Annotated in this window: 18 protein-coding genes, 1 tRNA gene and 2 rRNA genes; 7 read left to right on the top strand and 14 right to left on the bottom strand. The window is 55.0% G+C overall.

The genetic code is table 11. The features are described 5' to 3' along the window. The first annotated feature begins 225 nt into the window (after positions 1-225). Both ACMV5I_RS21255 and ACMV5I_RS21250 read left to right on the top strand, forming a co-directional pair. Positions 226-1,479: an FAD-dependent oxidoreductase gene (locus ACMV5I_RS21255; RefSeq protein WP_414825209.1), complete on the top strand. Its 1,254-nt coding sequence runs from the start codon at positions 226-228 to the stop codon at positions 1,477-1,479. Then, complete coding sequence (locus ACMV5I_RS21250; protein ID WP_059199039.1) at positions 1,476-1,748, top strand: 4Fe-4S dicluster domain-containing protein; 273 nt, start codon at positions 1,476-1,478, stop codon at positions 1,746-1,748. The genes ACMV5I_RS21255 and ACMV5I_RS21250 overlap by 4 nt, the downstream gene beginning before the upstream one ends. On the opposite strand, the gene ACMV5I_RS21245 is transcribed toward ACMV5I_RS21250, so the two are convergent. The 5 genes from ACMV5I_RS21245 to ACMV5I_RS21225 all read right to left on the bottom strand — a co-directional run bounded on the left by ACMV5I_RS21245 (position 1,745) and on the right by ACMV5I_RS21225 (position 7,196). Further along, positions 1,745-2,683, bottom strand: coding sequence for an electron transfer flavoprotein subunit alpha/FixB family protein (locus ACMV5I_RS21245; RefSeq protein WP_414825208.1), 939 nt, complete (start codon positions 2,681-2,683; stop codon positions 1,745-1,747). The genes ACMV5I_RS21250 and ACMV5I_RS21245 overlap by 4 nt on opposite strands. Continuing rightward, the gene (locus ACMV5I_RS21240) at positions 2,680-3,483 is read right to left on the bottom strand and encodes an electron transfer flavoprotein subunit beta/FixA family protein (RefSeq protein ID WP_202672019.1); all 804 of its coding nucleotides are present in this window, start codon (positions 3,481-3,483) and stop codon (positions 2,680-2,682) included. Before ACMV5I_RS21240 ends, ACMV5I_RS21245 begins: the two co-directional genes overlap by 4 nt. A gap of 12 nt (positions 3,484-3,495) precedes the next feature. Next, positions 3,496-4,830 (bottom strand): MFS transporter, encoded by a 1,335-nt coding sequence (locus ACMV5I_RS21235; protein ID WP_202729139.1) that lies wholly within the window; start codon positions 4,828-4,830, stop codon positions 3,496-3,498. 55 nt (positions 4,831-4,885) lie between these two features. Next, positions 4,886-6,340 (bottom strand): FAD-binding oxidoreductase, encoded by a 1,455-nt coding sequence (locus tag ACMV5I_RS21230; RefSeq protein WP_065684831.1) that lies wholly within the window; start codon positions 6,338-6,340, stop codon positions 4,886-4,888. 70 nt (positions 6,341-6,410) lie between these two features. Continuing rightward, a complete protein-coding gene (locus tag ACMV5I_RS21225; RefSeq protein ID WP_202672022.1) occupies positions 6,411-7,196 on the bottom strand; it encodes an SDR family oxidoreductase in 786 nt (261 codons plus the stop codon). 465 nt (positions 7,197-7,661) lie between these two features. Between ACMV5I_RS21225 and ACMV5I_RS21220 the strand changes: the two genes are divergently transcribed. Next, positions 7,662-8,942 carry an MFS transporter gene (locus ACMV5I_RS21220; protein WP_202672023.1) on the top strand — a complete coding sequence of 427 codons (1,281 nt, stop codon included), beginning with the start codon at positions 7,662-7,664 and terminating at the stop codon, positions 8,940-8,942. 20 nt (positions 8,943-8,962) lie between these two features. Continuing rightward, a complete protein-coding gene (locus tag ACMV5I_RS21215; protein ID WP_202729141.1) occupies positions 8,963-10,411 on the top strand; it encodes an FGGY-family carbohydrate kinase in 1,449 nt (482 codons plus the stop codon). Positions 10,412-10,445: 34 nt separating this feature from the next. On the opposite strand, the gene ACMV5I_RS21210 is transcribed toward ACMV5I_RS21215, so the two are convergent. Together ACMV5I_RS21210 and metH are read right to left on the bottom strand one after the other, a co-directional pair. Then, positions 10,446-11,012, bottom strand: coding sequence for a glycerol-3-phosphate responsive antiterminator (locus tag ACMV5I_RS21210; protein ID WP_414825207.1), 567 nt, complete (start codon positions 11,010-11,012; stop codon positions 10,446-10,448). Between the two features lie 37 nt (positions 11,013-11,049). Beyond that, positions 11,050-14,730 carry a methionine synthase gene (metH, locus tag ACMV5I_RS21205; protein ID WP_202729142.1) on the bottom strand — a complete coding sequence of 1,227 codons (3,681 nt, stop codon included), beginning with the start codon at positions 14,728-14,730 and terminating at the stop codon, positions 11,050-11,052. Between the two features lie 275 nt (positions 14,731-15,005). On the opposite strand from metH, the gene iclR reads away from it, so the two are divergent. From iclR to edd, 3 genes are all read left to right on the top strand, one after another. Beyond that, entirely contained in the window at positions 15,006-15,836 is an 831-nt protein-coding gene (gene iclR, locus ACMV5I_RS21200; protein WP_414825206.1) for a glyoxylate bypass operon transcriptional repressor IclR, read from the top strand. Positions 15,837-16,096: 260 nt separating this feature from the next. Further along, positions 16,097-16,636 carry a gluconokinase gene (gene gntK / locus ACMV5I_RS21195; protein ID WP_414825205.1) on the top strand — a complete coding sequence of 180 codons (540 nt, stop codon included), beginning with the start codon at positions 16,097-16,099 and terminating at the stop codon, positions 16,634-16,636. A 65-nt stretch (positions 16,637-16,701) separates the two neighbouring features. After that, positions 16,702-18,516 carry a phosphogluconate dehydratase gene (gene edd, locus ACMV5I_RS21190; protein WP_414825204.1) on the top strand — a complete coding sequence of 605 codons (1,815 nt, stop codon included), beginning with the start codon at positions 16,702-16,704 and terminating at the stop codon, positions 18,514-18,516. A gap of 32 nt (positions 18,517-18,548) precedes the next feature. On the opposite strand, the gene aceK is transcribed toward edd, so the two are convergent. The 7 genes from aceK to rrf (ACMV5I_RS21155) form a co-directional block, all read right to left on the bottom strand. Next, positions 18,549-20,294, bottom strand: coding sequence for a bifunctional isocitrate dehydrogenase kinase/phosphatase (gene aceK / locus ACMV5I_RS21185; protein ID WP_202672028.1), 1,746 nt, complete (start codon positions 20,292-20,294; stop codon positions 18,549-18,551). Positions 20,295-20,355: 61 nt separating this feature from the next. Then, positions 20,356-21,663, bottom strand: coding sequence for an isocitrate lyase (aceA, locus tag ACMV5I_RS21180; protein WP_121608031.1), 1,308 nt, complete (start codon positions 21,661-21,663; stop codon positions 20,356-20,358). A gap of 46 nt (positions 21,664-21,709) precedes the next feature. Continuing rightward, positions 21,710-23,308, bottom strand: a complete 1,599-nt coding sequence (aceB, locus tag ACMV5I_RS21175; protein ID WP_094982862.1) for a malate synthase A — start codon at positions 23,306-23,308, stop codon at positions 21,710-21,712. A gap of 375 nt (positions 23,309-23,683) precedes the next feature. Beyond that, a complete protein-coding gene (gene metA / locus ACMV5I_RS21170) occupies positions 23,684-24,613 on the bottom strand; it encodes a homoserine O-acetyltransferase MetA (protein ID WP_024484018.1) in 930 nt (309 codons plus the stop codon). A 275-nt stretch (positions 24,614-24,888) separates the two neighbouring features. Continuing rightward, positions 24,889-25,004 (bottom strand): 5S ribosomal RNA (gene rrf, locus ACMV5I_RS21165). Between the two features lie 54 nt (positions 25,005-25,058). Next, positions 25,059-25,134: transfer RNA gene (locus tag ACMV5I_RS21160), tRNA-Thr, on the bottom strand. Between the two features lie 13 nt (positions 25,135-25,147). Next, a 5S ribosomal RNA gene (gene rrf, locus ACMV5I_RS21155) occupies positions 25,148-25,263 on the bottom strand. Between the last annotated feature and the right edge of the window lie 4 nt (positions 25,264-25,267).

Genomic DNA, 25,267 nt, shown 5'->3' with positions numbered 1-25,267 from the left:
TCAAGAAGGAATACTCTAGAGGGAGAGCGCACCACGCATTATCAATCAATGCGACAGCGAAATAATGCAACTACCCGGAATATAACAGTTTCCAATTGTAGCCTAATTTGGCTTCCCTCGGGCGAAAATCGGCCACGGACGCGCAAAAACTGTGCAATATCAATGAACTCTGGCACACGAGTGTTATTCTAATCGTCACACTTCAACCCTTGGTAAACAGAGCTGATGGAACACCCTGGTTTTGCAGCCATTATCGTTGGCGGCGGCGTTGCGGGCTGCACCGCGGCGCTGTTGTTGGCACGCGCGGGCATCAATACTTTGTTACTGGAACGGGGTACTCAGGCGGGCAGTAAAAACGTTAGCGGTGGCAGGTTATACACCCATGTCTTGGCCAATCTGCTGCCGAATTTTGCCGCTACCGCCTCTCTGGAACGCCATATCACCCAGGAAAGACTCTCAATGGTGAGCGGCAATAGCGCGGTGACGCTGGATTATCACCATACCTTGCCCTGTTCCTACAGCCTGCTGCGCGCTCGTTTCGATCCCTGGCTGATGGCGCAGGCGGAGGCCGCCGGTGCACAATGCCTGACTGGTGCCCTGGTCGATGAGCTGATAGTACAGCAAGGCCGGGTGGTCGGCGTTATGACGGCAGGTGAAGCGTTATACGCCAATACGGTGATCCTCGCAGAAGGGGCCAATACGCTGCTTGGCGAGCATGCCGGATTGCAGCCAATGCCACCAGCAGCAACGATGGCAATCGGCGTGAAAGAGGTGTTGGCACTGCCGCGCGAACGGTTGGAAGATCGTTTCGCATTGGAGGATAACCAAGGTTGCGCCTGGCTGTTCGCTGGCCAGCCCACGCAGGGGAAAATCGGCGGGGGTTTCCTGTATACCAACCGCGATAGCCTGTCGCTCGGCGTAGTATGTAATCTTTCCAGCCTCACCGAGAGTAAAATCGCCCTGCCGCAGATGCTGCAACAATTCAAACAGCACCCTGCCGTGCGGCCATTGCTGAAAAATACCGAGTTACGGGAGTACAGCGCCCATCTGATCCCCGAAGGGGGAGCGGAAAGCATGCCACCGCTGTTTGGCCCTGGCTATCTGCTGGTCGGCGATGCCGCGCGGTTATGTATTAATACCGGGCATACCGTGCGGGGTATGGATCTGGCGATGCTATCGGCGCAGGCTGCAGCGGAAACCTTGATTGCCGGGCAAGAGTTGCAGCATTATCCCCTGCGGTTACAGCAAAGTTCGCTCTGGGCGCTGATCCAGCAGTATCGCCGCCTGCCGGAGATGATGTTGCAATCGCCCCATTGGTTTAGCCGTTACCCGCAGTTGGCAGCCGACGTGCTGCAAGAGATGTTTGAGGTCAATGGAAATGCCCCCACACCGTTGCGCAAGCTACTATGGCGCCACGCGCGCCGCATCGGCCTGAAGCAATTACTGAAAGATACCGTCAATGGAATGCGCAGCCTATGAACCAGCCCGATCTCAGCCACAACCATTATCAGGGGGATCACGCCAATCCACACATCATCCTGGCCGATGCACAGGATCGGACGATGCTGATGCGTTTGGTGATCGCCTGCCCCGCCGGGCTGTACCAGTTCCAGCCGGACGGCAGCCTGCGTTTCGACGTACAGGGTTGCCTGGAATGCGGCACCTGCCGCCTGCTGTGTGGGGAAGAAACCATTACCCGTTGGCGCTATCCGCAGGCAGGCAACGGGATTGAGTTCCGCTTCGGTTAAAGGGCGTGGGCCAGAGCCTCTAGCACCTCGTGCATGTCATCCACAATCCCTACGTCGGCTTGGGCAAAAATAGCCGCCTGCGGATCCTGGTTGATCGCCACAATCAGCTTGCTATGGCGAATACCGATGGCAAACGCCGGAGCACCAGAAACCCCAGCGGCGATACACACCTCAGGGGCAATGATGGCGCCGGACATGCCCAGCAAGCGATCCATCTCGCACCAGGCGTTCATCACTACCGGCCTACTGGCGGCCAACTCTGCGCCCATGTTGGTAGCTAACTGTTGCATCTGGACAACCTGCTGGGCACTGCCAACCCCTTCCCCGATGGCCAGCACGTAGCGCGCCTGGCTCAGCGGTGACGCTGCGGGCTGCGGTGAACACGCCGAAGCCAGTATCCACTCGGCATCGGGTATATTGGCTGGTTCAAAGCGCTCGGCTGCCACCGGGCCTGGCAGTATTTCCATGCTTACCGCTCCGCTGCGGGCCACGCCCAGGCACCAAGGCTCCCGCATCATCGCCAGCTCGGCGGTGAGATGGTTGCCATAGACGGCTTTGGTTACCCGGCATTCGCTGCCGTTAATTTGTGCCTGTTCTACCGCACAACAGGCAGAACCGCCCATTCGGCAGGCCAGTCGCGTGGCCAACTCGCCGCCTTCATCTCCAGCAAACAGCAGTAATCGGGGTGTGAAAGCTTGCCGCATCTGCTCCAATACCGCTAATCGCGTCTCTGCCAGCCGGGGAGCGCTAACCCAACGTATTTGTATCACCTCACCGTCCAGACGTGGCAAACTCTGCGGCACCTCATCGCTGAATAGCCAGAGCTCCATGCTCTCTGCAGTAAGCTCGCTCAGCCGCAAGAACTGATTAATCTGACTGGCTTGCGTAGGAAAGTTGGGGGCATCCGCATCCAAGATCAGTGCAATATTCATCATCGCCACCTTTCACCAAGATAATCCCGGCATAACCGCTGCACTTTCTGCTCCACGCTGTCCCCCTCAATCACTGTCCCGGCGCGACGATGCTCCACATAGCTTAAGCCACACAATTGCACATCACTGGCAGGTTGCTCCGCTATTGCCAGGTCGGTGGGTGACAGACGTTGAATCTGCCGTTTACCCGCCGCCAGCTTCTGCTTTAACGTGGGAACGCGTAACGCACTTGCCTGTTGCGAGTTCCCCACCACCAGCACCAAAGGAGACATCACCGTCATCACCTCCTCCCCGTAAGCGGTCTGCCGGGTAACCCGTAAGGTCCCCACTTCTTCTGCCGCAGCTAATTGGCAAACGCCGGTGATACAGGGCCAGCCAAGGCGTTCTGCCAACAGTAAGGGCGTTTGGCTATTTTGCCCCTCCAGGCTTTGCGCCCCCATGACAATCACCTGCTGGAAACCCACACGCTGCTGATAGGCCGCAAGCAGGGCGGCAACCGTTGCAGGGTTAAAACGCAGATCCCACTCAGCAGGCGGTTCAATGCGTACCGCCTGCTGATATTCCAGCGCCATCAGTTGCTTCAGTGCCGGTTCAGCCATAGCATCGGCCACCGTCACGACGCTCAGGTTAAGTTCCCTCTCATCACGCAGCATCAACACCATTTCCGCCGCGCTTTCGTCATAGCCGCTTAACAGACGTCGGGCAAAGCGGGTATCAATCTGCAACCGCTCATCGGGTTGCCAATCGCTTTGTGCCAACATGCCCAGATCCGGTGCGACCTTAATCGCCAACAGCAGGTTCATCCGTTTCTCCTGTCAGTGGGCGATTAACGGCTTTACCGAGGAGGCGCCCACCAGCGTCATATCCTTGGTTTCCGGTGCCCACATGATTGAGACCACCGCCCCCAGTACCAATACGCCGGTCAGGATCAGCATGGTGCCTTGCAGCCCCAACGAAAGCATCGACAGCGGCAGCAAAGCGGTGCCGATGGCCGAGCCGAGCCGGCTCATTGAAGTGGCAAAACCCACCCCCAGTGAACGAATATCGGTTGGGAAACTTTCCGCCGGGAACACCCCAACCAGATTACTGACCGCCGAAATCGTCAGTGTAAAGATGGCAAACAGCAACAGCATCATCCCCTGCCCCGGCGGCACAAAGGCCAAAGCCCCCAAGCTGGCAGCCAGGATCCAGAACGAGCCAATCAGGAAGCGACGGCGCGGCAACCATTGGGTAAGGGCAATTCCCATCACCGCCCCCACCATCAGCAAGCCATTGAGCAGCAGATCGGTGGCGAAGCTTTGGCTCTGCCCCAGAGTGGTCAGGATCGAGGGCAGGAAGGTATAGATGGCGAAATAAGGGATCACCAGGCAGACAAAGAACAGGCTGTTGAACGCGGTACGCCGCCAGTAACGTGGTGAAAATAAGGTGTGCATATGGCGTGCGGTTTCAACCGGGATTTCATCATTGAGGATCACCTGCGGGCCAAAACAGCGCAGCACTACCAGATGAGCCTCGGCGATCCGCCCTTTGCGCATCAGCCAACGTGGCGACTCTGGCGTACCAATGCGTAATAACATAATCAATAACGCAGGCACGGCGCTTGAAGCCAACAACCAGCGCCAGGACTCCGGCCCCAGATCGGCAAGGAAATGGCCAGCAAATCCGGCGGCAACGTAGCCTAACGTCCAGATCACGCTAAAGGATCCCAGCAGGATGCCGCGATGCTTACGCGGAGCAAACTCGGCCAACATGGTATGGCCTACGGCGTAATCGCCACCTAGCCCGATCCCTACCAATACCCGTAGCCAGAACAGCTGTTCCGGCGTAGTGGCGAAAAATTGCATCACGGAAGCCAACGTGATGATGACAAAACTGAAGCTGAAAATTTTCTGACGGCCAATATGGTCGGAAACCCAACCCAATACCAGGCTGCCAAGGAACAGGCCAATCAGTGCCGAGCTACCGATCATTCCTTCCCAAAACGGCGTCAGCCCCATCTGCGGCTTGAGCTGGGCCAGCGCAAAGCCTATCACTCCCAGTACATAGCCATCGGTGAGATGTGCGCCAAAGGTCAGCCCCGCCATTTTGCAGTGAAAGGCGTTAAGCGGAATATCATCCATGCGCACTTGCCGAGGCAGCCGTGTTTTCATCGTTACCCACCAATTACTGTGCGAAAGGCCCGGCAAGCCGGGCCAGACAGGATTGTTATTTTTCAATCGGATAAATGGTGCCGGTATTCATGATGCCATTCGGGTCGTACACCTCTTTCAGCGCCTTGAGGATATAGTAGGCACTGCCGTGTTCATCCTTGGTCCAGTGCACACGGTGTTTACCGATGCCGTGGTGATGCACCATCGAACCGCCCTGCTTGATGGTCTCCTCCACAATGATTTTATTCAGTGGATTGTGATACTTGTCGATCTCTTCTTCCGGCTTGCAGTCCACCACGTTGTAGTCGTACACAAAGTACATGTTGGTGCCGTTGATGTAGCTGTGTGACGAGTGGCCGCCCAGCATAGTGATATCACCAGCATGTGGGAACTCATCACGGATGCGGCGGATCACATTCTCGTAAATCGCATTGATACAACCCCAGTCACCGGAAACCTCGGTAGTGAAGCCCATATTGTTGGTCTTCATTATCTGTACACGTTCTGCCGCCACTTTTTCCGGGCCCCAGTTCAAATTGTTGAACCAGCTTTCAATCAGCTTGCTGTCGACCTTTTTACATTCCGGATAGCGTTTAACGATCTCATCAATCCCCGCGCCGGTCGCCTGCGCGATCCCTTTGGCCCCTTCGGCCATAAAGATCAGCACGCATTTGCCTTCGGCAAAGTGGGTAAAATGCTGGGTCCCGTCCTCTGCGTCATACAAGCGGGCAATGGAAGGGCGATAGCCTTCGACCATCACTTCCCGCAGGATGTCGAAACCGGTTGGCATGTTATCGAGGATGTAACCGTAGAACAGGTTGTTTTCCGGCATATATTTGAAGATTTTCACCGTCACTTCGGTGATAAAACACAGCGCCCCTTCGTTACCGATAATCACGTGGCGGATATCCGGCCCGGCGGCACGGCGTGGCACGTTTTTAATCCGGGTGATGTTGCCGTTCGGGAACACCGCTTCCAGCCCAACCACCATGTCTTCGATCGCGCCGTACAGCGTAGAGAACTGGCCGATACTACGTGTTGCCACCAGGCCACCCATCTGGGCCAACGGTTTGGATTGCGGAGAGTGGCCGGTCGTATAACCCTGGGCACGCAATTGATTCTCCAGCACCTCCAGCGGTACGCCGCACTGAGCCGTGGCCTGCATATTACGGATATCAATGTTGATGACCTTATTCATTCCCGAGCCATCCAGCACCACGGAATTCTTCACTACCGTTTCCAGCCCACCTTCGGTGGCCGAAGCCCCGGTGCGCGGTACGCCAGTAATGCCGTGCTTATTCATGAACGCCAGCACATCAGACACCTGCTGGGTGTCGGCCAATTTCACCACGGCGGCAGGAAGCGGCTGGGTAAACACGCCATGAATATCGGCATATTTGCGGAAACGGTCTACGCTGTTTTTCTGCAGTACTTTTTCGTCGGTAATCACCCGCTCTGGGCCAACAAGTTCTTTTAACTGAACGACAATTTCTTCACGGGACAGAGACATAAATAACCCTTCCTAAATTAAGAATAGATAAAATCGGCTTAAGTAAAATTAAAAGGAACCACCCATTAATTTAGCGAACCAAATAACCGCCATCGACAACCAACAAATGGCCATTAACATAATCAGAGGCTCGACTGGCTAAAAATACCATCGCGCCCATCAGATCCTGCGTTTCACCCCAACGATTAGCCGGAATATGGTCAAGAACGCGCTTATTGGTTTCTGGGTTTTTACGCGTTTCGACCGTAATATCTGTCGCATAATAGCCTGGCGCAATACCATTAACCTGAATATTGTATTGCCCTAATTCATCGCAATAGGCCTTGGTAAAACCCGCCAACGCATGTTTAGTGGCCGAATAAGCCGGTGACCATTGGCCACCCAGATAAGAGAACAGGGAACAGATATTAATTATTTTCCCCTGTTTTTTCGGGATCATGATTTTTGCCGCTTCATAGCTCAATTCAAAGGCTGCGGTCAGGTTGATATCGATCATCGGATCCCAATCTTCGCGGCCGAAATCCAGTACTTTATTCAACTTACAGATACCGGCGTTGTTCACCAGGATATCCACCGAGCCGAAGGTCTCCAGACACTGGGCAATCACTCTGGCAGGCGCGCCTTTCTCAGTAATGTCCACCTGCATAAACTCAACCTTCACCCCTTGCTGCTCGATCATTTCGCGGGTTTGGCCCTTATCCATGATAAAGCTTGGAATGAACAGGTTGGCACCGGCTTTGGCCAACGCCATGGCAAATGCCTGCCCCAGACCGCTGTTACCACCAGTGACGATGGCGGTTTTGCCTTTTAGCGAGAAGAAATCTAACGAGAACTCATTTAACGCGTTTATTGACATGATTTTGCCCCTTGGTCTGGAAAAAACGCAAAAAAAAGAGAAAAGCAACCTCCCTGCGCTTGGCAGAGAAGTTACTTTTCTCTTCATCTCTAGTAACTGGCAAAAAAAGTAACACATAGGGTCAAGGTTATTCCGTGACGCCTATCACAGTTTCATTTCTTGCTAGGTCGGATTGATATTAAAACTTATTTATTTCGCAGTGACCCGGTGAATTACTACACAATCAGAACCCACCTAATGTTCCCTACTTCGGTTTTGTGATAACTCTCACAGATGAATTATAGGTTGCCGTGCTATTTATTACCGCAGTTACTGAAAGAGACGAAGAGAAAAGTAACTTCCTGCACTGCGGGAAGCTTGCTTTTCTCTTTTTTTTGTTTAACGCGATGTACTCAATAACGGTTAAAAGACGGGGAACATACCAAACATTAACCATTAATGGGTGTATTTATGCGGAACTTCACCATGGAAAAAAATAATTCCCACCGTTGGTTAACGCTGGCAATAATAAGTATCAGCGGCGGAGTAAGTTTCGATCTCGCCTATCTGCGTTATATTTACCAAATCCCGATGGCCAAGTTTATGGGATTCTCCAATACCGAGATCGGCTTGATTATGAGCACCTTCGGTATTACCGCTATTATTCTGTATGCCCCTAGCGGGATCATTGCCGATAAGTTCTCTCATAGAAAGATGATGACCTTCGCGATGATCGCCACCGGCCTGCTGGGGTTGCTGATGGCGGTCTATCCGCCGTTCTGGGTGATGATCCTGATCCAGGTCGCCTTCGCTATCACCACCATCCTGCTGTTATGGTCGGTCTCGATCAAGGCGGCCTCGCTGCTCGGCAACCATGAAGAGCAGGGCAAAATCATGGGTTGGATGGAGGGGCTACGCGGCGTGGGTGTGATGGCCCTGGCCGTATTCACCATGTGGATCTTCTCGCTGTTTGCTCCGGAAAACCCCAACAGCCTGAAAGCAGTGATCCTGATCTACAGCGGCGTATATATCCTGTTGGGCATTCTCTGCTGGTTCTTTGTCACAGACGGCTTTGTCACTAGTGACGAGAGCGAAAAACCGCATAAATTCAGCCTAGGGGATATTCTCTCGGTGCTCAAAATCAGCACCACATGGTATTGCAGCATGATTATCTTTGGCGTCTATACCATCTACGCCATCCTCAGCTACTCCACCAACTACCTGACCGAAATGTACGGTATGACCCTGGTCGCTGCCAGCTATATGGGGATTGTGATCAACAAAATCTTCCGGGCCATGTGCGGGCCACTCGGTGGGATCATCACCACTTACACCCGGCTGAAATCACCCACGCGAGCTATTCAGTTACTGGCGTTAGTCAGCTTGGCCACCCTGGCCGTACTGTTGGTCACCAACCAGAACCCGACCTCGGTCGCCGTGGGGATTGGCCTGATCCTATTGCTGGCCTTCACCTGCTACGCATCACGTGGTCTGTACTTTGCCTGTATCGGCGAAGCCAGAACGCCAAAATACATTATGGGTACTACCGTGGGGATCTGCTCGGTGATTGGCTTCCTGCCCGACGTGTTTGTTTACCCGGTTATCGGCCATTGGCAGGATACCCTGCCCGCCGCCGAGGCTTATCACAATATGTGGCTGATGGGGTTAGGGGCAACCTGCCTGGTCGTGGTGTTCACCTTCCTGCTGTTTAACAACATCAAGCGCGCCGGCACCAAAAACACAACAACACAGCCGGTCACCGAATAATTATCTCAAGGAGTTGCGACATGAAGAGCAAGTACCTGATGGGTGTGGACGTGGGCACCCAGAGCGCCAAAGTGGTGATTTTTGATCTAGACGGCAACGCAATTTGCGAAGGGAAACAGCAGTTACGCAAGATGGATATCCCAGCCCCGCTGCTGGCAGAACACCCGGACGACGATCTATGGGATTCGCTTAAGGTGGCTTTCCGCCGCGCCATGCAGCGTTTTGGCGAACGTGGTGGCAAGCCGCAGGACATTCTGGCTATGGGCATTTGCATCGTCCGCTGCTGCCGGGTGCTGCTGAAGGACAACGGTGAGTTGGCCTATCCGGTGATTAACTGGATGGATAAGCGCCTGAACAAGCCCTACGAATATATCGATGCCTATCAGGGCGTGCGTTATGTAACGACCACCTCGGGTTACATCACCCATCGCCTGACCGGTGAGTTCAAAGACACCTGCGCCAACTACATCGGTTGGTGGCCGATGGACAATGACAGCCTCGACTGGAGTACCGATCCCGCCGCCTGGCAAAGCTGCAATCTGACGCGCGACATGGTGCTGGACGTGGTGAAACCCGGTGAAATCCTCGGCCACATCACCCAGCAGGTGGCGCAGCAGCTTGGCATACCCGCAGGTATTCCGGTGGTGGCTACCGCACATGACAAAGCGGTAGAAGCGCTGGGAGCCGGTTCACTGGATGAAGGCGTCGCGCTGATCTCCCTCGGTACCTATATCGGTGCCATGGTACACGGCCATGCCAACGTGAAGGACGCGCAAAACTTCTGGCCGTTCCAGGCTTCGATCCCAGGGCGTTACCTGTATGAGTGCATGGGCGTGCGCCGTGGCATGTGGACCATCAGTTGGTTCCGCGATCAGTTTGGCGCGGCCGCACTGTCTGATGCCCATGACGCCGGAACCAGCATTGAGGAGTTACTGAATCAGGAAGCAGAACGCGTTCCAGCGGGTTGTGAAGGACTGATCACCGTCCACGACTGGGCACCACCGTCTGAAGCAGAATTCCGTAAAGGAGCCATGATTGGCTTCGATGGTCGCCATACTCGTGCCCATATGTACCGTTCGGTACTGGAGGGCATCGCCTTCACCATGAAAAACCATATGGACAAAATGGCGCTGGAGCTGAAAACCCCGTTCAAGCACCTGATTATTTCCGGCGGCGGGGCCAACAGCGATCTGTTTATGCAGATCTTTGCCGACGTGTTTGGCATCCCCACCAGCCGTAACGTGATGAAAGGTTCGGCAGCGGTGGGCTGTGCCATCAACGCCGGAATGGCGGTGAATGTCTTTAGCGATTACGAGCAGGCCGCGCAGAAACTGGTACGAATGGGGGACAGTTTTGCACCGAACATGGCTAACCATCGGTTCTACAATCAGTTGAATCAGCAAGTATATCAACAGGTAAACCAACATCTGGACCCGCTGCTACAGGCACTCAGTCCGTTGGTCGACTAAAAAGCAGAGGGCACCGCATTCGGTGCCCTTACCCTTACAATTTCAACTTCCATACGTCGTGATTGGTGGTAGCAACGGCGATGGCCCCGGCATTCAGTGCGGTCTGCGCATCATCCTCATCACACACCAAGCCACCGGCAATGATCGGCAAGTCGATCTTTTCTGCCACCCAACCGAGCACCTTAGGCATGCAACCCGGCAGGATTTCGATGCAGTCCGGCGTCGATTGCGCCACCTGTTTGTCGATATTGTGGAAGGAGATCGAGTCCATGATAAACAGCCGATGAATGGTGTAGAAACCTTGCTGACGCGCCGCCTTCACCATCGAGGCTTTGGTGCTGATAATGCCATCCGCCGCCGTGACAATTTTCAGGAAATTAATCACGATCTCCTTGTTGGAGCTGCCTTCCAGCAAATCAACATGCACAAAAGCATATTTGCCCACGTCCTTCACCTGCTGCACGATGCGGCCAATATTGCAGATGTTGCCGTACAGCACAGAGATGATCTGGCAGTCCGACTTGACCGCGATCTGCAGGCTTTCATTATCTTTGACCGCTGCAATCACCGGATGCAGCTTTAACAGTTCTTCGATAGACACGTTGTTCCCCTGTCTCTTTCAGCCTGCTGGCTGCAAATTAGTCCGCATCGTATCCCAGATTCGGGGCCAGCCAGCGCTCTACGTCACTGATCTTCATCCCCTTACGCTGCGCGTAGTCTTCGACCTGATCGCGCTGGATTTGTGCCACGGCAAAGTACTTGCTCTGCGGATGGCTGAAATACCAGCCGGAGACCGCCGCTCCAGGCCACATGGCGAAGGATTCGGTCAGTTCCATGCCGGTATGGCGGTTAACGTCCAGCAACTGCCAGATCTCCGCTTTTTCGGTATGTTCTGGGCAAGCAGGATAGCCGGGAGCCGGGCGGATGCCTTGATAATTCTCACGGATCAGCTCTTCGTTACTCAGATTTTCATCGGCGGCAAAGCCCCAATGCAGCTTGCGCACCTGCTCGTGGAGATATTCGGCAAAGGCCTCTGCCAAACGATCGGATAACGCTTTGACCATGATCTTGTTGTAGTCGTCATGCTTGGCATCATAGGCCGCCGCCAAAGCATCTTCTTCCAACCCGCCCGTGACCGCGAATGCGCCAAAATAGTCGGCTTTGCCGCTACTTTTCGGGGCCACAAAGTCGGCCAGGCAGTAGTTCGGGAAATCGGTTTTTTCCGTTTGCTGACGCAGATGGCGGCTGACCACCAGCACCTCTTCACGGCTTTCATCCCGATAGACTTCCACATCATCCCCAACGCGGTTAGCCGGGAACAGGCCATAGACGCCACGCGGGTTGAGGGTGCCAGTAGCGGCCAGCATATCCAGCATTTCGTTGGCATCCTGGAACAGGCGCTTGGCCTCTTCCCCTACCACTTCATCCTCCAGAATGCGCGGATACTTGCCCGCCAGCGACCAGGTCATAAAGAACGGCGTCCAGTCGATATAGTGGCGCAGCGTGTTAATGCTGGCCTCAACTGGGAACACCCCCAACTTGTTCGGTACCGGTGGCTGGTAGTTTTCCCAATCCAGCACCATAGCGTTATCCCGCGCCTGTTGCAGGCTGACCGGCGGTGTACGCGGCTTTTTACGCCCGTGCTGGATACGCACGGTTTCGTACTCTTTGCGAGTGCGGGCGACAAACTCGTCGCGCTGGGTGTCTGACAGCAGCGCCGCAACCACGCCAACGGTACGCGAGGCGTTCTGCACGTAGGTAGTCGAGCCGCTGTAGTTCTGCTCAATCTTCACTGCGGTATGGGCTTTGGAGGTGGTCGCCCCGCCGATCAGCAGCGGCAGAGTAAAGCCTTGGCGCTCCATCTCTTTTGCCACGTTCACCATTTCGTCCAGTGACGGGGTGATCAGGCCAGACAGACCGATAATATCCACGTTCTGTTCGCGGGCGGTTTTCAGGATCTTGTCCGTCGGCACCATCACGCCCAGATCGATAATTTCGTAGTTGTTACATTGCAGCACCACGCCGACGATGTTTTTGCCGATGTCGTGCACGTCGCCCTTCACCGTCGCCAGCAGAATTTTCCCGGCGGTGGTGCCTTTCTGTTTGCTGGCCTCAATGTAAGGTTCGAGATAGGCCACCGCCTGCTTCATCACGCGGGCCGATTTCACTACCTGCGGCAGGAACATTTTGCCCTCGCCGAACAGGTCACCAACCACGTTCATGCCAGCCATCAGCGGCCCTTCGATCACTTCGATCGGGCGATCCGCCTGCTGGCGCGCTTCTTCGGTGTCTAATTCGATAAATTCGGTAATGCCTTTAACCAGCGAATACTCCAGGCGCTTCACTACCGGCCAGCCGCGCCATTCGGCCTGCTGCACCGCCACTTCATTGTCTTTGCTGCCCCGGTATTTCTCCGCCAGTTCCAGCAGACGCTCGGTGCCGTCCTGACGGCGATTGAGCACCACATCCTCAACGGCTTCACGCAGTTCGGTGCTGAGATCGTCATAGATCGCCAACTGTCCGGCGTTGACGATCCCCATATCCATACCATTGCGAATGGCGTGATACAGGAACACCGCGTGGATCGCTTCACGCACCGGATCGTTGCCACGGAACGAGAAGGAGACGTTGGACACGCCGCCGGAGATCATCGCGTGCGGCAGGTGGGTTTTGATGTCGGCGCAGGCTTCGATAAAGTCGACGGCATAGTTGTTATGCTCTTCGATACCGGTTGCGACGGCAAAAATGTTCGGGTCAAAGATGATGTCTTCCGGCGGAAAACCCACACGTTCGGTCAGGATCTGGTAAGCACGGCGGCAAATTTCAAATTTGCGTTGGCGGGTATCCGCTTGGCCAACTTCATCGAAGGCCATCACCACCACGGCGGCACCGTAGCGGCGCACCAGTTTGGCATGGTGGATAAAGGCTTCTTCGCCCTCTTTCATCGAGATTGAGTTGACGATGCCTTTACCCTGAATGCATTTCAGGCCCTTTTCGATAACGCTCCATTTAGAGGAGTCGATCATGATCGGGACGCGGGCTATGTCCGGCTCACCGGCGATCAGGCTGAGGAAACGCACCATCGCCGCTTCGGCGTCGAGCATCCCTTCATCCATGTTGATGTCGATGATTTGGGCACCGCTCTCCACCTGTTGGCGGGCCACGGCCAGCGCCTCGTTATACTTTTCTTCTTTAATCAGCCGCTTGAAACGGGCCGAGCCGGTAACGTTAGTACGTTCACCCACGTTGACGAACAGCGATTTGGCATCAATATTCAGCGGTTCCAGGCCGGACAGGCGGCAAGCCACCGGTAACTCTGGCAACTGCCGCGGCGGTACACCCTCGACCGCTTTAGCCATCGCGGCAATATGCGCCGGTGTGGTGCCACAGCAGCCACCGATAATATTGAGGAAACCGGCGTGCGCCCATTCGCCCACCTGTTTGGCCATCTCTTCAGCATCGAGATCGTATTCACCAAAGGCATTGGGCAAACCGGCGTTCGGGTGGGCGGTCACATAGCTTTCAGAGATGCGAGACAATTCCGCCACGTATTGGCGCAATTCATCCGGGCCGAGCGCACAGTTCAGGCCAAAGGTCAGCGGTTTGACGTGACGCAGCGAGTTGTAGAACGCTTCGGTAGTCTGGCCGGAAAGGGTGCGGCCAGAGGCGTCGGTGATGGTGCCGGAAATCATGATCGGTAAGGTCACGCCCAGCGCTTCAAATTCGGTTTCGACCGCAAAGGCCGCCGCTTTGGCATTCAGGGTATCGAAGATGGTTTCGATCATGATCAAATCGACGCCCCCTTCCACCAGCGCGCGGGTTGATTCGCGGTAGGCCTCTACCAACTGGTCAAAAGAGACATTACGGAAGGCCGGATCGTTAACGTCAGGGGAGATAGAGGCGGTACGGTTGGTTGGGCCCAGTACACCAGCGACATAGCGCGGTTTTTCCGGGGTGCGCGCCGTCCATTCATCAGCACAAGCACGAGCCAGCAAAGCGGCCTGGTAGTTAATTTCGGCGGACAGCGACTCCATATGGTAGTCGGCCATCGCGATAGTGGTCGAGTTGAAGGTATTGGTTTCGAGGATGTCGGCCCCCGCCTCCAGGTAACCGTTGTGGATCGCAGTGATCACCTCCGGCTTGCTTAACACCAGCAGGTCGTTATTGCCTTTCAGATCACTTTGCCAATCGGCAAAACGCTCACCGCGGTAGTCTGCCTCCTCCAGCCGATAGCTCTGGATCATGGTGCCCATACCGCCGTCCAACACTAAAATACGCTGCGATAGCTGCTGACGCAGTTGTTCCACTCGATTTATCACTGTAGCCCCTTCACACCCGATTATCCGCCCGACGACTTATTACCCCACATCCCAATGTTGTAGCGGCGCGGCACACTGCGCCCGTCATGCATCCTGCAACTTGAAAGATGGAGGGTCTGACATCCTAGCACAGGTTATGGCGGCAAAGGTGCGAGCGGGTATTGAGAGTTTTTCAGGTTCGCCGAGCAACAGATCCGATGAGCGGAGAAGCAACTTGCAATTCATACTCAAAAAACGAAAATGAATTCCATCATACGGAAAGCATAAGGTGAATCATGGCCACTCCCGTTCCCGCCAAACGCGGTAAAAAACCCCGCGCCGCCGCGCCCACCACCAGCACGGCGACCGGCCAGGTCCAGTCACTGACTCGTGGTCTGAAACTATTGGAATATATTGCCGAAGCGCAAGGTAACGTGGCACTGACCGATCTGGCCCAGCAGGCCGGGTTGCCCAACTCTACTACCCATCGGCTGCTGACGACCATGCAGCAGCAGGGGTTTGTCCGTCAGGTAGGCGATCTTGGCCTATGGACCATGGGGGCACATGCGTTTGTGGTGGGCAGTAGCTTCCTGCAAAGCCGTAACCTGCTGGCGATGGTGCACCCAACGCTGCGCCGCCTGATGGAAGAGTCGGGGGAAACGGTCAATCTGGCGGTGATGGACAAAGCCGAGGATCAGGCGGTGATTATCGATCAGGTGCAATGCACCGCGTTGATGCGCATGTCGGCCCCGATTGGCGGCAAGCTGCCGATGCATGCTTCTGGTGCGGGCAAAGCCTTTCTGGCCAGCATGCAGGATGACGAAGTGACTAGGCTGCTGCATAAAAAAGGCATGCACACCTATACCCCGCATACGCTAACGCCACATAACCTGAAAGAAGGGTTGGCGGTGATCCGCAAGCAGGGATTCTCGTTCGACGATGAAGAGCATGCCCTTGGCCTACGCTGCCTGGCCGCCTGTATCTTTGATGAGCACCGCGAAGCCTTTGCCGCCATCTCCATCTCCGGCCCGGTATCGCGCATTACCGACGATCGCGTGACGGAACTCGGTGCGCTGGTGATCCATGCGGCAAAAGAAATCAGCCTGGAGTACGGCGGCGTACGGTGATTAGACGGGCGCTGCATTTGGCGCCCTAGGTCATGAGCAAATCCCCGCTGTTATTTTTCTGTATCGCGCTGTAGAGACTTTGTTTCGCTGCCGGCGAAAAGTATGAATTCGATCACAATTAGCGATCTTGCCACCGAAAGCCGATTGCAACCTTTGGCGCTTCCCCCGACAATGTTACCGATAACATGTTACCGGTAACAATCAGCCATTAAATAATCTAGCCGCAACAGACTATGACTCGCAGGTGGGGGAACCAAACCATGATCAATAATCAGAATCGTGTTTACGTCATTATGGGCGTATCCGGCAGCGGCAAGTCTGCCGTCGCCAATGCCGTGGCCCAACGGCTATCCGCCAACTTCCTGGACGGTGACTTTCTCCATCCGCGCTGCAATATCCAGAAAATGGCCTCAGGCGAACCGCTCAATGACGACGATCGCGCACCCTGGTTGGCCGCCCTGAACGACGCCGCTTTCGCCATGCAGCGTACCAATGCGGTCTCGATCATCGTCTGCTCTGCGCTGAAAAAACATTATCGCGATCGGCTGCGTGCCGGTAACGACAATCTGTCGTTCATCTATCTGCACGGTGATTTCCCAGTGATCGAAGCTCGGCTGGCTGCCCGCAAGGGGCATTTCTTCAAACCCCAAATGCTGGTCACCCAGTTCGCCACGCTGGAGCAACCGGGCCAAGATGAAAGTGACGTCCAGGCCATCGATATCGATCAGCCGCTGGATGCGGTGATTGCCGACACCGTGCGACATATCCAGAGCTTTCTGCCGCAAGAAGCCTGTGCATAACGAGATGTTCTGAACAACATAACTGGCCCTCGCCGCGCGGATTAGGGCTGCATTGTGAGGATGGTATGATTAACAGCACCCTGGCACGTGTAACACAACGCATCATTGAACGTTCAAAAGAGAGCCGAGCTGCCTATCTGGCGCGCATTAATGAAGCCCGTACGCAGACGGTACACCGCTCGCAGCTAGCCTGTGGCAACCTGGCCCACGGCTTTGCCGCCTGCCAGCCCGACGATAAAGCCGCCCTGAAAAATATGGTGCGCAGCGATATAGCCATCATCACCGCCTACAACGATATGCTCTCCGCCCACCAGCCTTATGAAAGCTACCCACAACGGCTGAAACAGGCGTTGCACAGCGTTGGCGCCGTTGGCCAGGTCGCAGGTGGTGTACCAGCAATGTGCGACGGCGTGACACAGGGGCAGGACGGTATGGAGCTGTCGTTGATGAGCCGCGATGTGATAGCCATGTCCGCAGCCATCGGTCTGTCCCATAACATGTTCGACGGCGCATTGTTCTTGGGTATCTGCGACAAGATTGTGCCAGGGTTGGTGATGTCTGCCCTGTCCTTCGGCCATTTGCCTGCCGTATTTGTGCCTGCCGGGCCGATGAGCAGCGGCCTGCCAAATAAAGAGAAAGTACGTGTGCGCCAGCTGTATGCCGAGGGCAAGGCCGATCGCCACGCGCTGCTGGAAGCCGAAGCGGCATCTTACCACGGCGTTGGCACCTGCACCTTCTACGGCACGGCCAACACCAACCAGATGGTGATGGAGGTGATGGGCCTGCATCTGCCCGGCGCCTCTTTCATTCATCCAGACACGCCGCTGCGCGATGCGCTCAATGATGCTGCCGCTCGCCAAATCACCCGCCTGACAGAAACCGCCGGTAATTACCTGCCGATAGGCCAATTGGTGGATGAAAAAGTGGTGGTTAACGGCATCGTATCGCTTCTGGCCACCGGGGGATCGACCAACCTGACGATGCATATGGTGGCCATGGCTCGCGCAGCAGGCATCATTATCAACTGGGATGACTTCTCTGAGCTTTCCGATTCGGTGCCATTGCTGTGCCGCATCTACCCCAACGGCCCGGCGGATATCAATCAGTTCCAGGCGGCGGGCGGTGTGCAATTGGTCGTACGCGAGCTGCTGAACAACGGCCTGTTGCATCAGGATGTGCATACCGTCGCCGGTTTCGGCCTGGAGCGTTACACCCAGGAACCTTGGCTGGACAATGGCCAGTTGGCCTGGCGCGACGGGGCAGCAAGTTCGTTGGACGCTAACGTGATTGCCAGCATAGCCAAACCGTTCGAGCACCATGGCGGCACCAAGGTGCTGGCCGGTAATCTGGGCCGTGCGGTGATGAAGACGTCGGCGGTGCCTGCCGAAAATCAGATTATCGAAGCCCCGGCGATCGTATTCGAAAGCCAGCACGATATCGTCCCTGCCTTCGAAGCAGGCAAGCTGGATCGAGACTGCGTAGTGGTCGTGCGTTTCCAGGGGCCACAGGCCAATGGCATGCCTGAACTGCATAAGCTGATGCCACCGCTTGGGGTATTGATGGATCGCGGCTTCAAGGTCGCGCTGGTGACCGATGGCCGTCTGTCCGGCGCTTCCGGCAAGGTTCCTTCGGCGATCCATGTCACCCCGGAGGCCTACACTGGCGGTATGCTGGCCAAAGTACAAAGCGGCGATATGATCCGGGTGAATGGCCGCACCGGCGAGCTGCAACTACTGGTCACCGAAGCAGAACTGGCCCAGCGCACTCCCTATCACCCCGATCTGAGCGGTGAAAGGAACGGCTGTGGCCGTGAACTGTTTGGCGCGTTACGCAGCCAGCTTTCCGGGGCCGAACAGGGCGCCTGCTGTATCACGTTTTAATCCTGACATGGCCCAGCTTGCTGGGCCTGCTATCAGCCAGCCTGCGCGTACCCCGAAGGTAACCGCTGGCTGAAACGCCGCTTTTTACGGTAGGCAAACACATCCTCGACGTGCCCCTCCTTGATACGCTGCTGCAACCCTCTCCAGTAGTCCGCTTCAAACAGATCGCTGTGCATCTCCTCAAAGACCTTGCGGATGCGCCGGTCGCCACACAGGAAATGGCGGAACTCTTCGGGGAAAACGTCGTTAGGTGAAATGCTGTACCAGGGTTCGCTGGCCAGTTCATCTTCCGGGTAGCGCGGCGGCGGGATATTACGGAAGTTCACCTCGGTCATGTAGCAAATCTCGTCGTAGTCGTAAAACACCACGCGCCCATGGCGTGTCACGCCGAAGTTCTTGAACAGCATATCGCCGGGGAAGATATTGGCCGCAGCCAGCTGTTTGATCGCATTGCCATATTCTTCGATGGCGTCATGCATTTGCCGTTCGTCTGCCTGCTCAAGATACAGGTTTAACGGCGTCATTCGCCGCTCCATATACAGATGCTTGATGACCACCCGATCGCCGAGATCTTCCAGTTTTTCCGGCACTTCACGCTGCAACTCCGCCAACAGTTGCGGGCTGATACGCGCCTTATCCACCACAAAATTCTCATATTCCTGGGTATCAGCCATCCGCCCGACGCGATCGTGCTCTTTTACCAGTTGGTAGCAGGCCATCACCTGCGCCTGCGTAACCTCTTTCTGCGGCGCAAATTCGTCTTTGATCACTTTGAATACCCGATCAAAGGACGGCAGCGTAAACACCAGCATCACCATGCCTTTCACGCCCGGCGCAATAATAAATTGCTCCTGCGACTGCGCCATAAAATTCAGGTATTCACGGTAGCATTCGGTTTTACCATGCTTCTGGCAGCCGATCGCCATATACAGTTCGGCGGTGGTTTTACCCGGCAGGATCTCCCGCAACCACTCAACCATCGCCGCTGGCAACGGGGCATAGACCATAAAGTAGGAACGGGCGAAGCCAAACACGATGCTGGCTTCGGCCTTGCTGGTCAGGCAGGTATCAATGAACAACGCGCCGGACTCGCTGTGATGGATCGGCAACAGGAACGGGTAAACTCCGTCGGCCACCCGCAGCTTACCGACCAACCAGGCCGCCTTGTTACGGTAGAACAGCTCATTACCAATTTGGAACGTCGCTCCCGCTAGCTGTTGAGAGCTGAAAGTCTGCAGTAAGGCTTTGGTGATATAGCGAATATCGCGTGGCAGGTCTTCCCACGGCAGACGCAGCGGCAAGTCGATCAACAGGCTGTGCAGCATGGCAGCCAAATCACCATTGGGAGTAAAATCACGTGCCAACGGCCTGGGAATATCGCGAAAGCGCCGTTCAGGCTGCGAACTGAAAACAAACAGCTTATCTGGGGTTAAATCCCGATGTTTGAACAGCCGACAGTAAACCGAGTTGAAGAAGCTTTCGGCAATCTCAAAACGCGGGTAGTCGGGCAACAGCTCGGTATAAACCGCCTTCACCCTATTAGGGAAATCCGCATCGTAGTATTTCTGCCCGGTGATGCATTTCAGTTGCTCGACCACCAGACCAACGTGGTGATCGTAAAGATGAATACGTCGTTTCATCGCCTGTTGTACGGCGGGCCAGTCTGCCTGCTCAAAACGCTGCTGCGCTCCGGCCGTGACTTCAAGAAAGCGGCCATATTGCGCATCAAAGCCCTGCAGGATCGTCTGTGCAATCAACAGCTCCAGTTTTTCCGCCATCTTTGCCTCTGCCATTCAGGAATGAAACAAGAGCCTGGCGCCATGCCAGGCCCCTTGGGGATCAGAACTGCTGTTCTTCGGTGGAACCGGTCAGTGCCGTTACCGAGGAAGCGCCCCCCTGAATAATGGTGGTTACCTTATCGAAGTAGCCGGTCCCCACTTCCTGCTGATGCGAAGCAAAGGTGTAGCCACGCTCGACTGCGGCAAATTCCGGCTGCTGCACTTTTTCAACATAGTGCTTCATGCCTTCGCCACGCGCGTAAGCGTGTGCCAGATCGAACATGTTGAACCACATGCTATGGATACCGGCAAGCGTGATGAACTGGTACTTGTAGCCCATGGCGGACAGCGCATCCTGGAAGCGGGCGATAGTCTGATCGTCCAGGTTCTTTTTCCAGTTGAACGACGGTGAGCAGTTATAGGCCAACAGTTTGCCCGGGAACTTGGCATGGATCGCATCGGCAAAGCGTTGCGCAGCTTCCAGGTCCGGCGTTGAGGTTTCGCACCACACCAGATCGGCATAAGGCGCATAGGCCAGCCCACGGCTGATCGCCTGCTCAATACCGGCATGGGTACGGTAGAAACCTTCGGCGGTGCGTTCGCCAGACACGAAGGCGCTGTCATACGGATCGCAATCGGAGGTCAGCAGGTCTGCCGCGTCGGCATCGGTACGAGCAATCAGCAGGGTTGGGACACCGAGAACGTCAGCAGCCAAGCGCGCCGCAACCAGCTTCTGGATAGCTTCCTGAGTCGGAACCAAGACCTTACCGCCCATATGACCACACTTCTTCACTGCCGCCAGTTGGTCTTCGAAATGCACCCCGGCGGCACCGGCTTCGATCATCGCCTTCATCAGTTCAAAGGCATTCAGCACGCCGCCAAACCCGGCTTCGGCATCCGCCACAATCGGCAGGAAATAATCGGTATAGCCTTTGCTGCCGGGTTCAACCTTATTCGCCCACTGGATCTGATCCGCACGACGGAAAGTATTGTTGATACGCTCAACCACCGTCGGGACAGAGTCGACCGGGTACAGTGATTGGTCGGGATACATAGCGGAAGCCGTGTTGGCATCAGCCGCTACCTGCCAACCGGACAGGTAGATCGCTTCAACGCCCGCTTTCGCCTGTTGCAGCGCCTGGCCACCGGTCAGCGCCCCAAGGCTGTTCACGTACCCTTTGCGGGATTTACCGTGCAGCAGTTCCCAGAGTTTCGCCGCACCGTTTTGCGCCAACGTGCAAACCGGGTTGACCGAGCCACGCAAGTTGATCACGTCTTCGGCGCTGTAAGGGCGGGTGATGCCCTCCCAGCGTGCTGATTTCCATTCCTGTTCCAGCTGTTGGATCTGTTGGGTACGAGAGGTCGTCATATTTTTATCCTTTTCAATACTGTAGGGTTAAAGGTCAGGAACGGTTTCAGGCCAGTAATTCGTAGCCGGGTAAGGTCAGGAAATCGATTAATTCGTCTTGCGTGGTAATACGCTCCATCAGCTGTGCCGCCTCTTCGAAACGGCCTGCGTGATAACGCGCTTCACCCAATTCTTTACGAACGACCTGCATCTCTTCCTGCAGCATCTGGCGGAACAGGGCCTTGGTTACCTGTTGGCCATTGCTGAGGCTTTTCTCGTGATGGATCCACTGCCAGATTGAGGTACGTGAAATCTCGGCGGTGGCGGCATCTTCCATCAGGCCATAAATCGGTACGCAGCCATTACCGGAGATCCAGGCTTCAATGTATTGCACCGCCACGCGGATATTGGCGCGCATACCGGTTTCGGTTCGCTCACCGTCACACGGCTCCAGCAGTTGCGCCGCCGTGATAGGAGCATCGTTCTCACGCAGCACCTCTAGCTGGTTCTGGCGCTCCCCCAGGATGCGGTTAAACACTTCCATCACCGTATCTGCCAACCCTGGATGCGCTACCCAAGTCCCGTCATGACCATTGGTCGCTTCCAGTTCTTTATCCGCACGCACCTTGCCCAACACCACTGCGTTTTGCTCGGCGTCTTTGCTGGGGATAAACGCTGCCATTCCCCCCATCGCAAAAGCACCGCGGCGGTGACAGGTCTTGATCAGCAAGCGAGAATAAGCACTGAGGAAAGGCTGGGTCATAGTGACTGACTGACGGTCCGGCAACACCCGATCGCCATGGTTCTTCAGCGTTTTGATATAGCTGAAGATGTAGTCCCAACGGCCACAGTTCAGCCCGACGATATGATCGCGCAGGTGATACAGGATCTCGTCCATCTGGAATACCGCAGGCAGGGTTTCAATCAACACCGTGGCCTTGATGGTGCCGCGCGGTAACCCGAAGCGATCCTCGGTAAAGCTAAAGACTTCGCTCCACCAGGCAGCCTCTTGCCAGGACTGGGTTTTCGGCAGGTAAAAATACGGGCCACTGCCTTTTGCCAGCAGTTGGCGATAGTTATGGAAGAAATAGAGTGCAAAATCGAACAACCCACCTGGGATCGCTTCCCCCTGCCACTGCACGTGTTTTTCCGGCAAATGCAGGCCACGCACGCGGGCAATCAACACCGCGGGGTTGGGTTTGAGCTGGTAAATCTTGCCGGCTTCGTTGGTGTAAGAAATAGTGCCGTTGACCGCATCATGCAGGTTGATCTGCCCGTCGATAACCTTGTCCCAGCTGGGTGCCAGTGAGTCTTCAAAGTCGGCCATAAATACTTTGACGTTGGCATTGAGGGCGTTGATCACCATTTTGCGTTCAACCGGACCGGTAATCTCAACCCGACGGTCGCGCAAGTCAGCGGGAACGCCGCGGATCTGCCAGTCACCCTGTCGAATGGAATCCGTTTCCGAAATAAAACCTGGCAGCTCGCCACGATCGATTTTCTCTTGCCAGCTGGCTCGTGCCGCCAACAGTTTGTTGCGTTGTGGCGTAAATTTACCCACCAGTTCAGCCAGGAACTCGACCGCGTCATCCGTCAGTATCTGCCGCTCTGCTGAGCCGAAAGCCTGTGTAAACGCTAATTCTGTGCCTACCATCTGTTGCGTCATTGTCTTGATCCTTTCCATCATTCCACGCTGCCATTGCAGGCCAGGCGAAGCATTATTGTCGGAAATCGGGTGAAAAAAAGACCGCCAACTGGTCAGATGTCATCCCGCAGGATCCTAGAATAACCAACAAAAATTAAAAATCAAAAACGATTTCCATTTTTTTAATAAATATTTTATTAACCTTTTATTATCAATTGATTAGATTATTTATCATTTATAGCAAACTAGGAAACCGGTTCCATTACGACAAAGGAATGCCGGTAATACATTGTTTTTAAATGAGTTATAGATGCTGAAACGTTGCAGATTTGGCGGGAAAAACGGTGGGGTAAACCAGGGTGGCCTCGATTCAGCCACCCGGTACAGAGAAAAATGTTACTCGAGGGTAGGATTCATATGACGTAGATCGAACGGCGTGATCTGGTAAACGTAGTAGTTCAACCAGTTGGAAAACAGCAGGTGACCATGGCTTCGCCATGAAGCTGCAGGGGGCAATTCGGGGTTATCATCGGGGAAATAATTTAGCGGTACGGTAGGATTGAGGCCTGCATCGTTATCGCGACAATACTCGCCCGCTAACGTCAGGGTGTCATATTCCGGATGCCCGGTGACAAAGGCCATGCGTTTATCCTTGGTGGCGAACAGATAGGCGCCTGCCAGCTCTGATTCAGCCAGGATATCCAGGTCGGTGTACTGCCGAAGGATCTCGGTTGGGAAATCGGCATAACGGGAGTGAGGTGCCAGGAAGGTTTCATCAAAACCTCGGGTCAGCAAGGCATGCTGGTGCAACGTACGATGCTGGTACACACCTGAGAGCTTCACCTCACGCGTCTTCTTTGGAATGCCGTACAGGATGTTTAGCGCGGCCTGCACTGCCCAACAGACAAACAGGGTTGAGGTCACATGATCCTTGGCCCATTCGATCACTCGCTCGATCTGCGGCCAATAGGCGACATCACAGAAGTCCACCAGGCCCAGCGGAGCGCCGGTGACGATCAGCCCGTCAAAGTTTTCATTCTGAATATCTTCAAAGTTACAGTAGAAATTATTCAGGTGCTCCGTAGGCGTGTTCTTCGACTCACGGCTATCGATGCGCAGTAGCTGAATATCGATCTGCAATGGCGAGTTGGAAAGTAAACGCAGGAACTGGTTTTCCGTTTCGATCTTTTTCGGCATCAGGTTGAGGATAAGTACCTTTAACGGCCTGATTTCCTGTGTTTTTGCGCGTGAGGATGTCATGACAAACACGTTCTCATTACGCAAAAAATTGACCGCAGGTAACTCATCAGGAACACGAATCGGCATTGCTTACCCCTCACACATCCGTTTATACGTTTAGACTTCTAGATGCCCGAAGATAACGCTTTTTTAGCGACATGTCGAGGATTCAACGGGAAGGTGAAAATGTTTCATCGCCAGGCTTTATGGACTTAAAAATAGGGTACTTTATTAGAGGATTCGATTAACGGCAGCGCCCTCTACCTAGGTAGAGGCTATTGGACGTTTGTCAGCATGCGGAATTTCAAACCGTAGAAAAGCAAAAAGGCCATCCTTTCGGATGGCCTCTCGGCTTAATTGATGCTTGGCAGTGTCCTACTCTCGCATGGGGAGACCCCACACTACCATCGGCGCTACGGCGTTTCACTTCTGAGTTCGGCATGGGGTCAGGTGGGACCACCGCGCTATTGCCGCCAAGCAAATTCTTTTGATTCTTTTCTTTCTGCCGAACTTCTAAACCACTTAAATAAAGTGGTGCTGATACCCAGAGTCGAACTGGGGACCTCACCCTTACCAAGGGTGCGCTCTACCAACTGAGCCATATCAGCACACTAATTTGATGCCTGGCAGTGTCCTACTCTCGCATGGGGAGACCCCACACTACCATCGGCGCTACGGCGTTTCACTTCTGAGTTCGGCATGGGGTCAGGTGGGACCACCGCGCTATTGCCGCCAGGCAAA

Source organism: Serratia sp. T13T92 (genome assembly GCF_047530105.1).
In the GTDB taxonomy this organism is placed as follows: Bacteria; Pseudomonadota; Gammaproteobacteria; order Enterobacterales; family Enterobacteriaceae; genus Chania; species Chania fonticola.
The sequence above is the reverse complement of the archived record's forward strand: the minus strand, read 5'-3'. Positions and strand labels throughout refer to the sequence as shown.

Excerpts from the sequence above, each read along its gene's own strand:
- gntK (WP_414825205.1), top strand. The coding sequence starts at position 16,097 with ATGATCAATAATCAGAATCGTGTTTACGTCATTATGGGCGTATCCGGC.
- ACMV5I_RS21240 (WP_202672019.1), bottom strand. The coding sequence starts at position 3,483 with ATGAACCTGCTGTTGGCGATTAAGGTCGCACCGGATCTGGGCATGTTG.
- edd (WP_414825204.1), top strand. The coding sequence starts at position 16,702 with ATGATTAACAGCACCCTGGCACGTGTAACACAACGCATCATTGAACGT.
- iclR (WP_414825206.1), top strand. The coding sequence starts at position 15,006 with ATGGCCACTCCCGTTCCCGCCAAACGCGGTAAAAAACCCCGCGCCGCC.
- ACMV5I_RS21255 (WP_414825209.1), top strand. The coding sequence starts at position 226 with ATGGAACACCCTGGTTTTGCAGCCATTATCGTTGGCGGCGGCGTTGCG.
- aceB (WP_094982862.1), bottom strand. The coding sequence starts at position 23,308 with ATGACGCAACAGATGGTAGGCACAGAATTAGCGTTTACACAGGCTTTC.
- metA (WP_024484018.1), bottom strand. The coding sequence starts at position 24,613 with ATGCCGATTCGTGTTCCTGATGAGTTACCTGCGGTCAATTTTTTGCGT.
- ACMV5I_RS21225 (WP_202672022.1), bottom strand. The coding sequence starts at position 7,196 with ATGTCAATAAACGCGTTAAATGAGTTCTCGTTAGATTTCTTCTCGCTA.
- ACMV5I_RS21220 (WP_202672023.1), top strand. The coding sequence starts at position 7,662 with ATGGAAAAAAATAATTCCCACCGTTGGTTAACGCTGGCAATAATAAGT.
- aceK (WP_202672028.1), bottom strand. The coding sequence starts at position 20,294 with ATGGCGGAAAAACTGGAGCTGTTGATTGCACAGACGATCCTGCAGGGC.
- ACMV5I_RS21245 (WP_414825208.1), bottom strand. The coding sequence starts at position 2,683 with ATGATGAATATTGCACTGATCTTGGATGCGGATGCCCCCAACTTTCCT.
- ACMV5I_RS21230 (WP_065684831.1), bottom strand. The coding sequence starts at position 6,340 with ATGTCTCTGTCCCGTGAAGAAATTGTCGTTCAGTTAAAAGAACTTGTT.
- ACMV5I_RS21235 (WP_202729139.1), bottom strand. The coding sequence starts at position 4,830 with ATGAAAACACGGCTGCCTCGGCAAGTGCGCATGGATGATATTCCGCTT.
- ACMV5I_RS21250 (WP_059199039.1), top strand. The coding sequence starts at position 1,476 with ATGAACCAGCCCGATCTCAGCCACAACCATTATCAGGGGGATCACGCC.
- ACMV5I_RS21215 (WP_202729141.1), top strand. The coding sequence starts at position 8,963 with ATGAAGAGCAAGTACCTGATGGGTGTGGACGTGGGCACCCAGAGCGCC.
- aceA (WP_121608031.1), bottom strand. The coding sequence starts at position 21,663 with ATGACGACCTCTCGTACCCAACAGATCCAACAGCTGGAACAGGAATGG.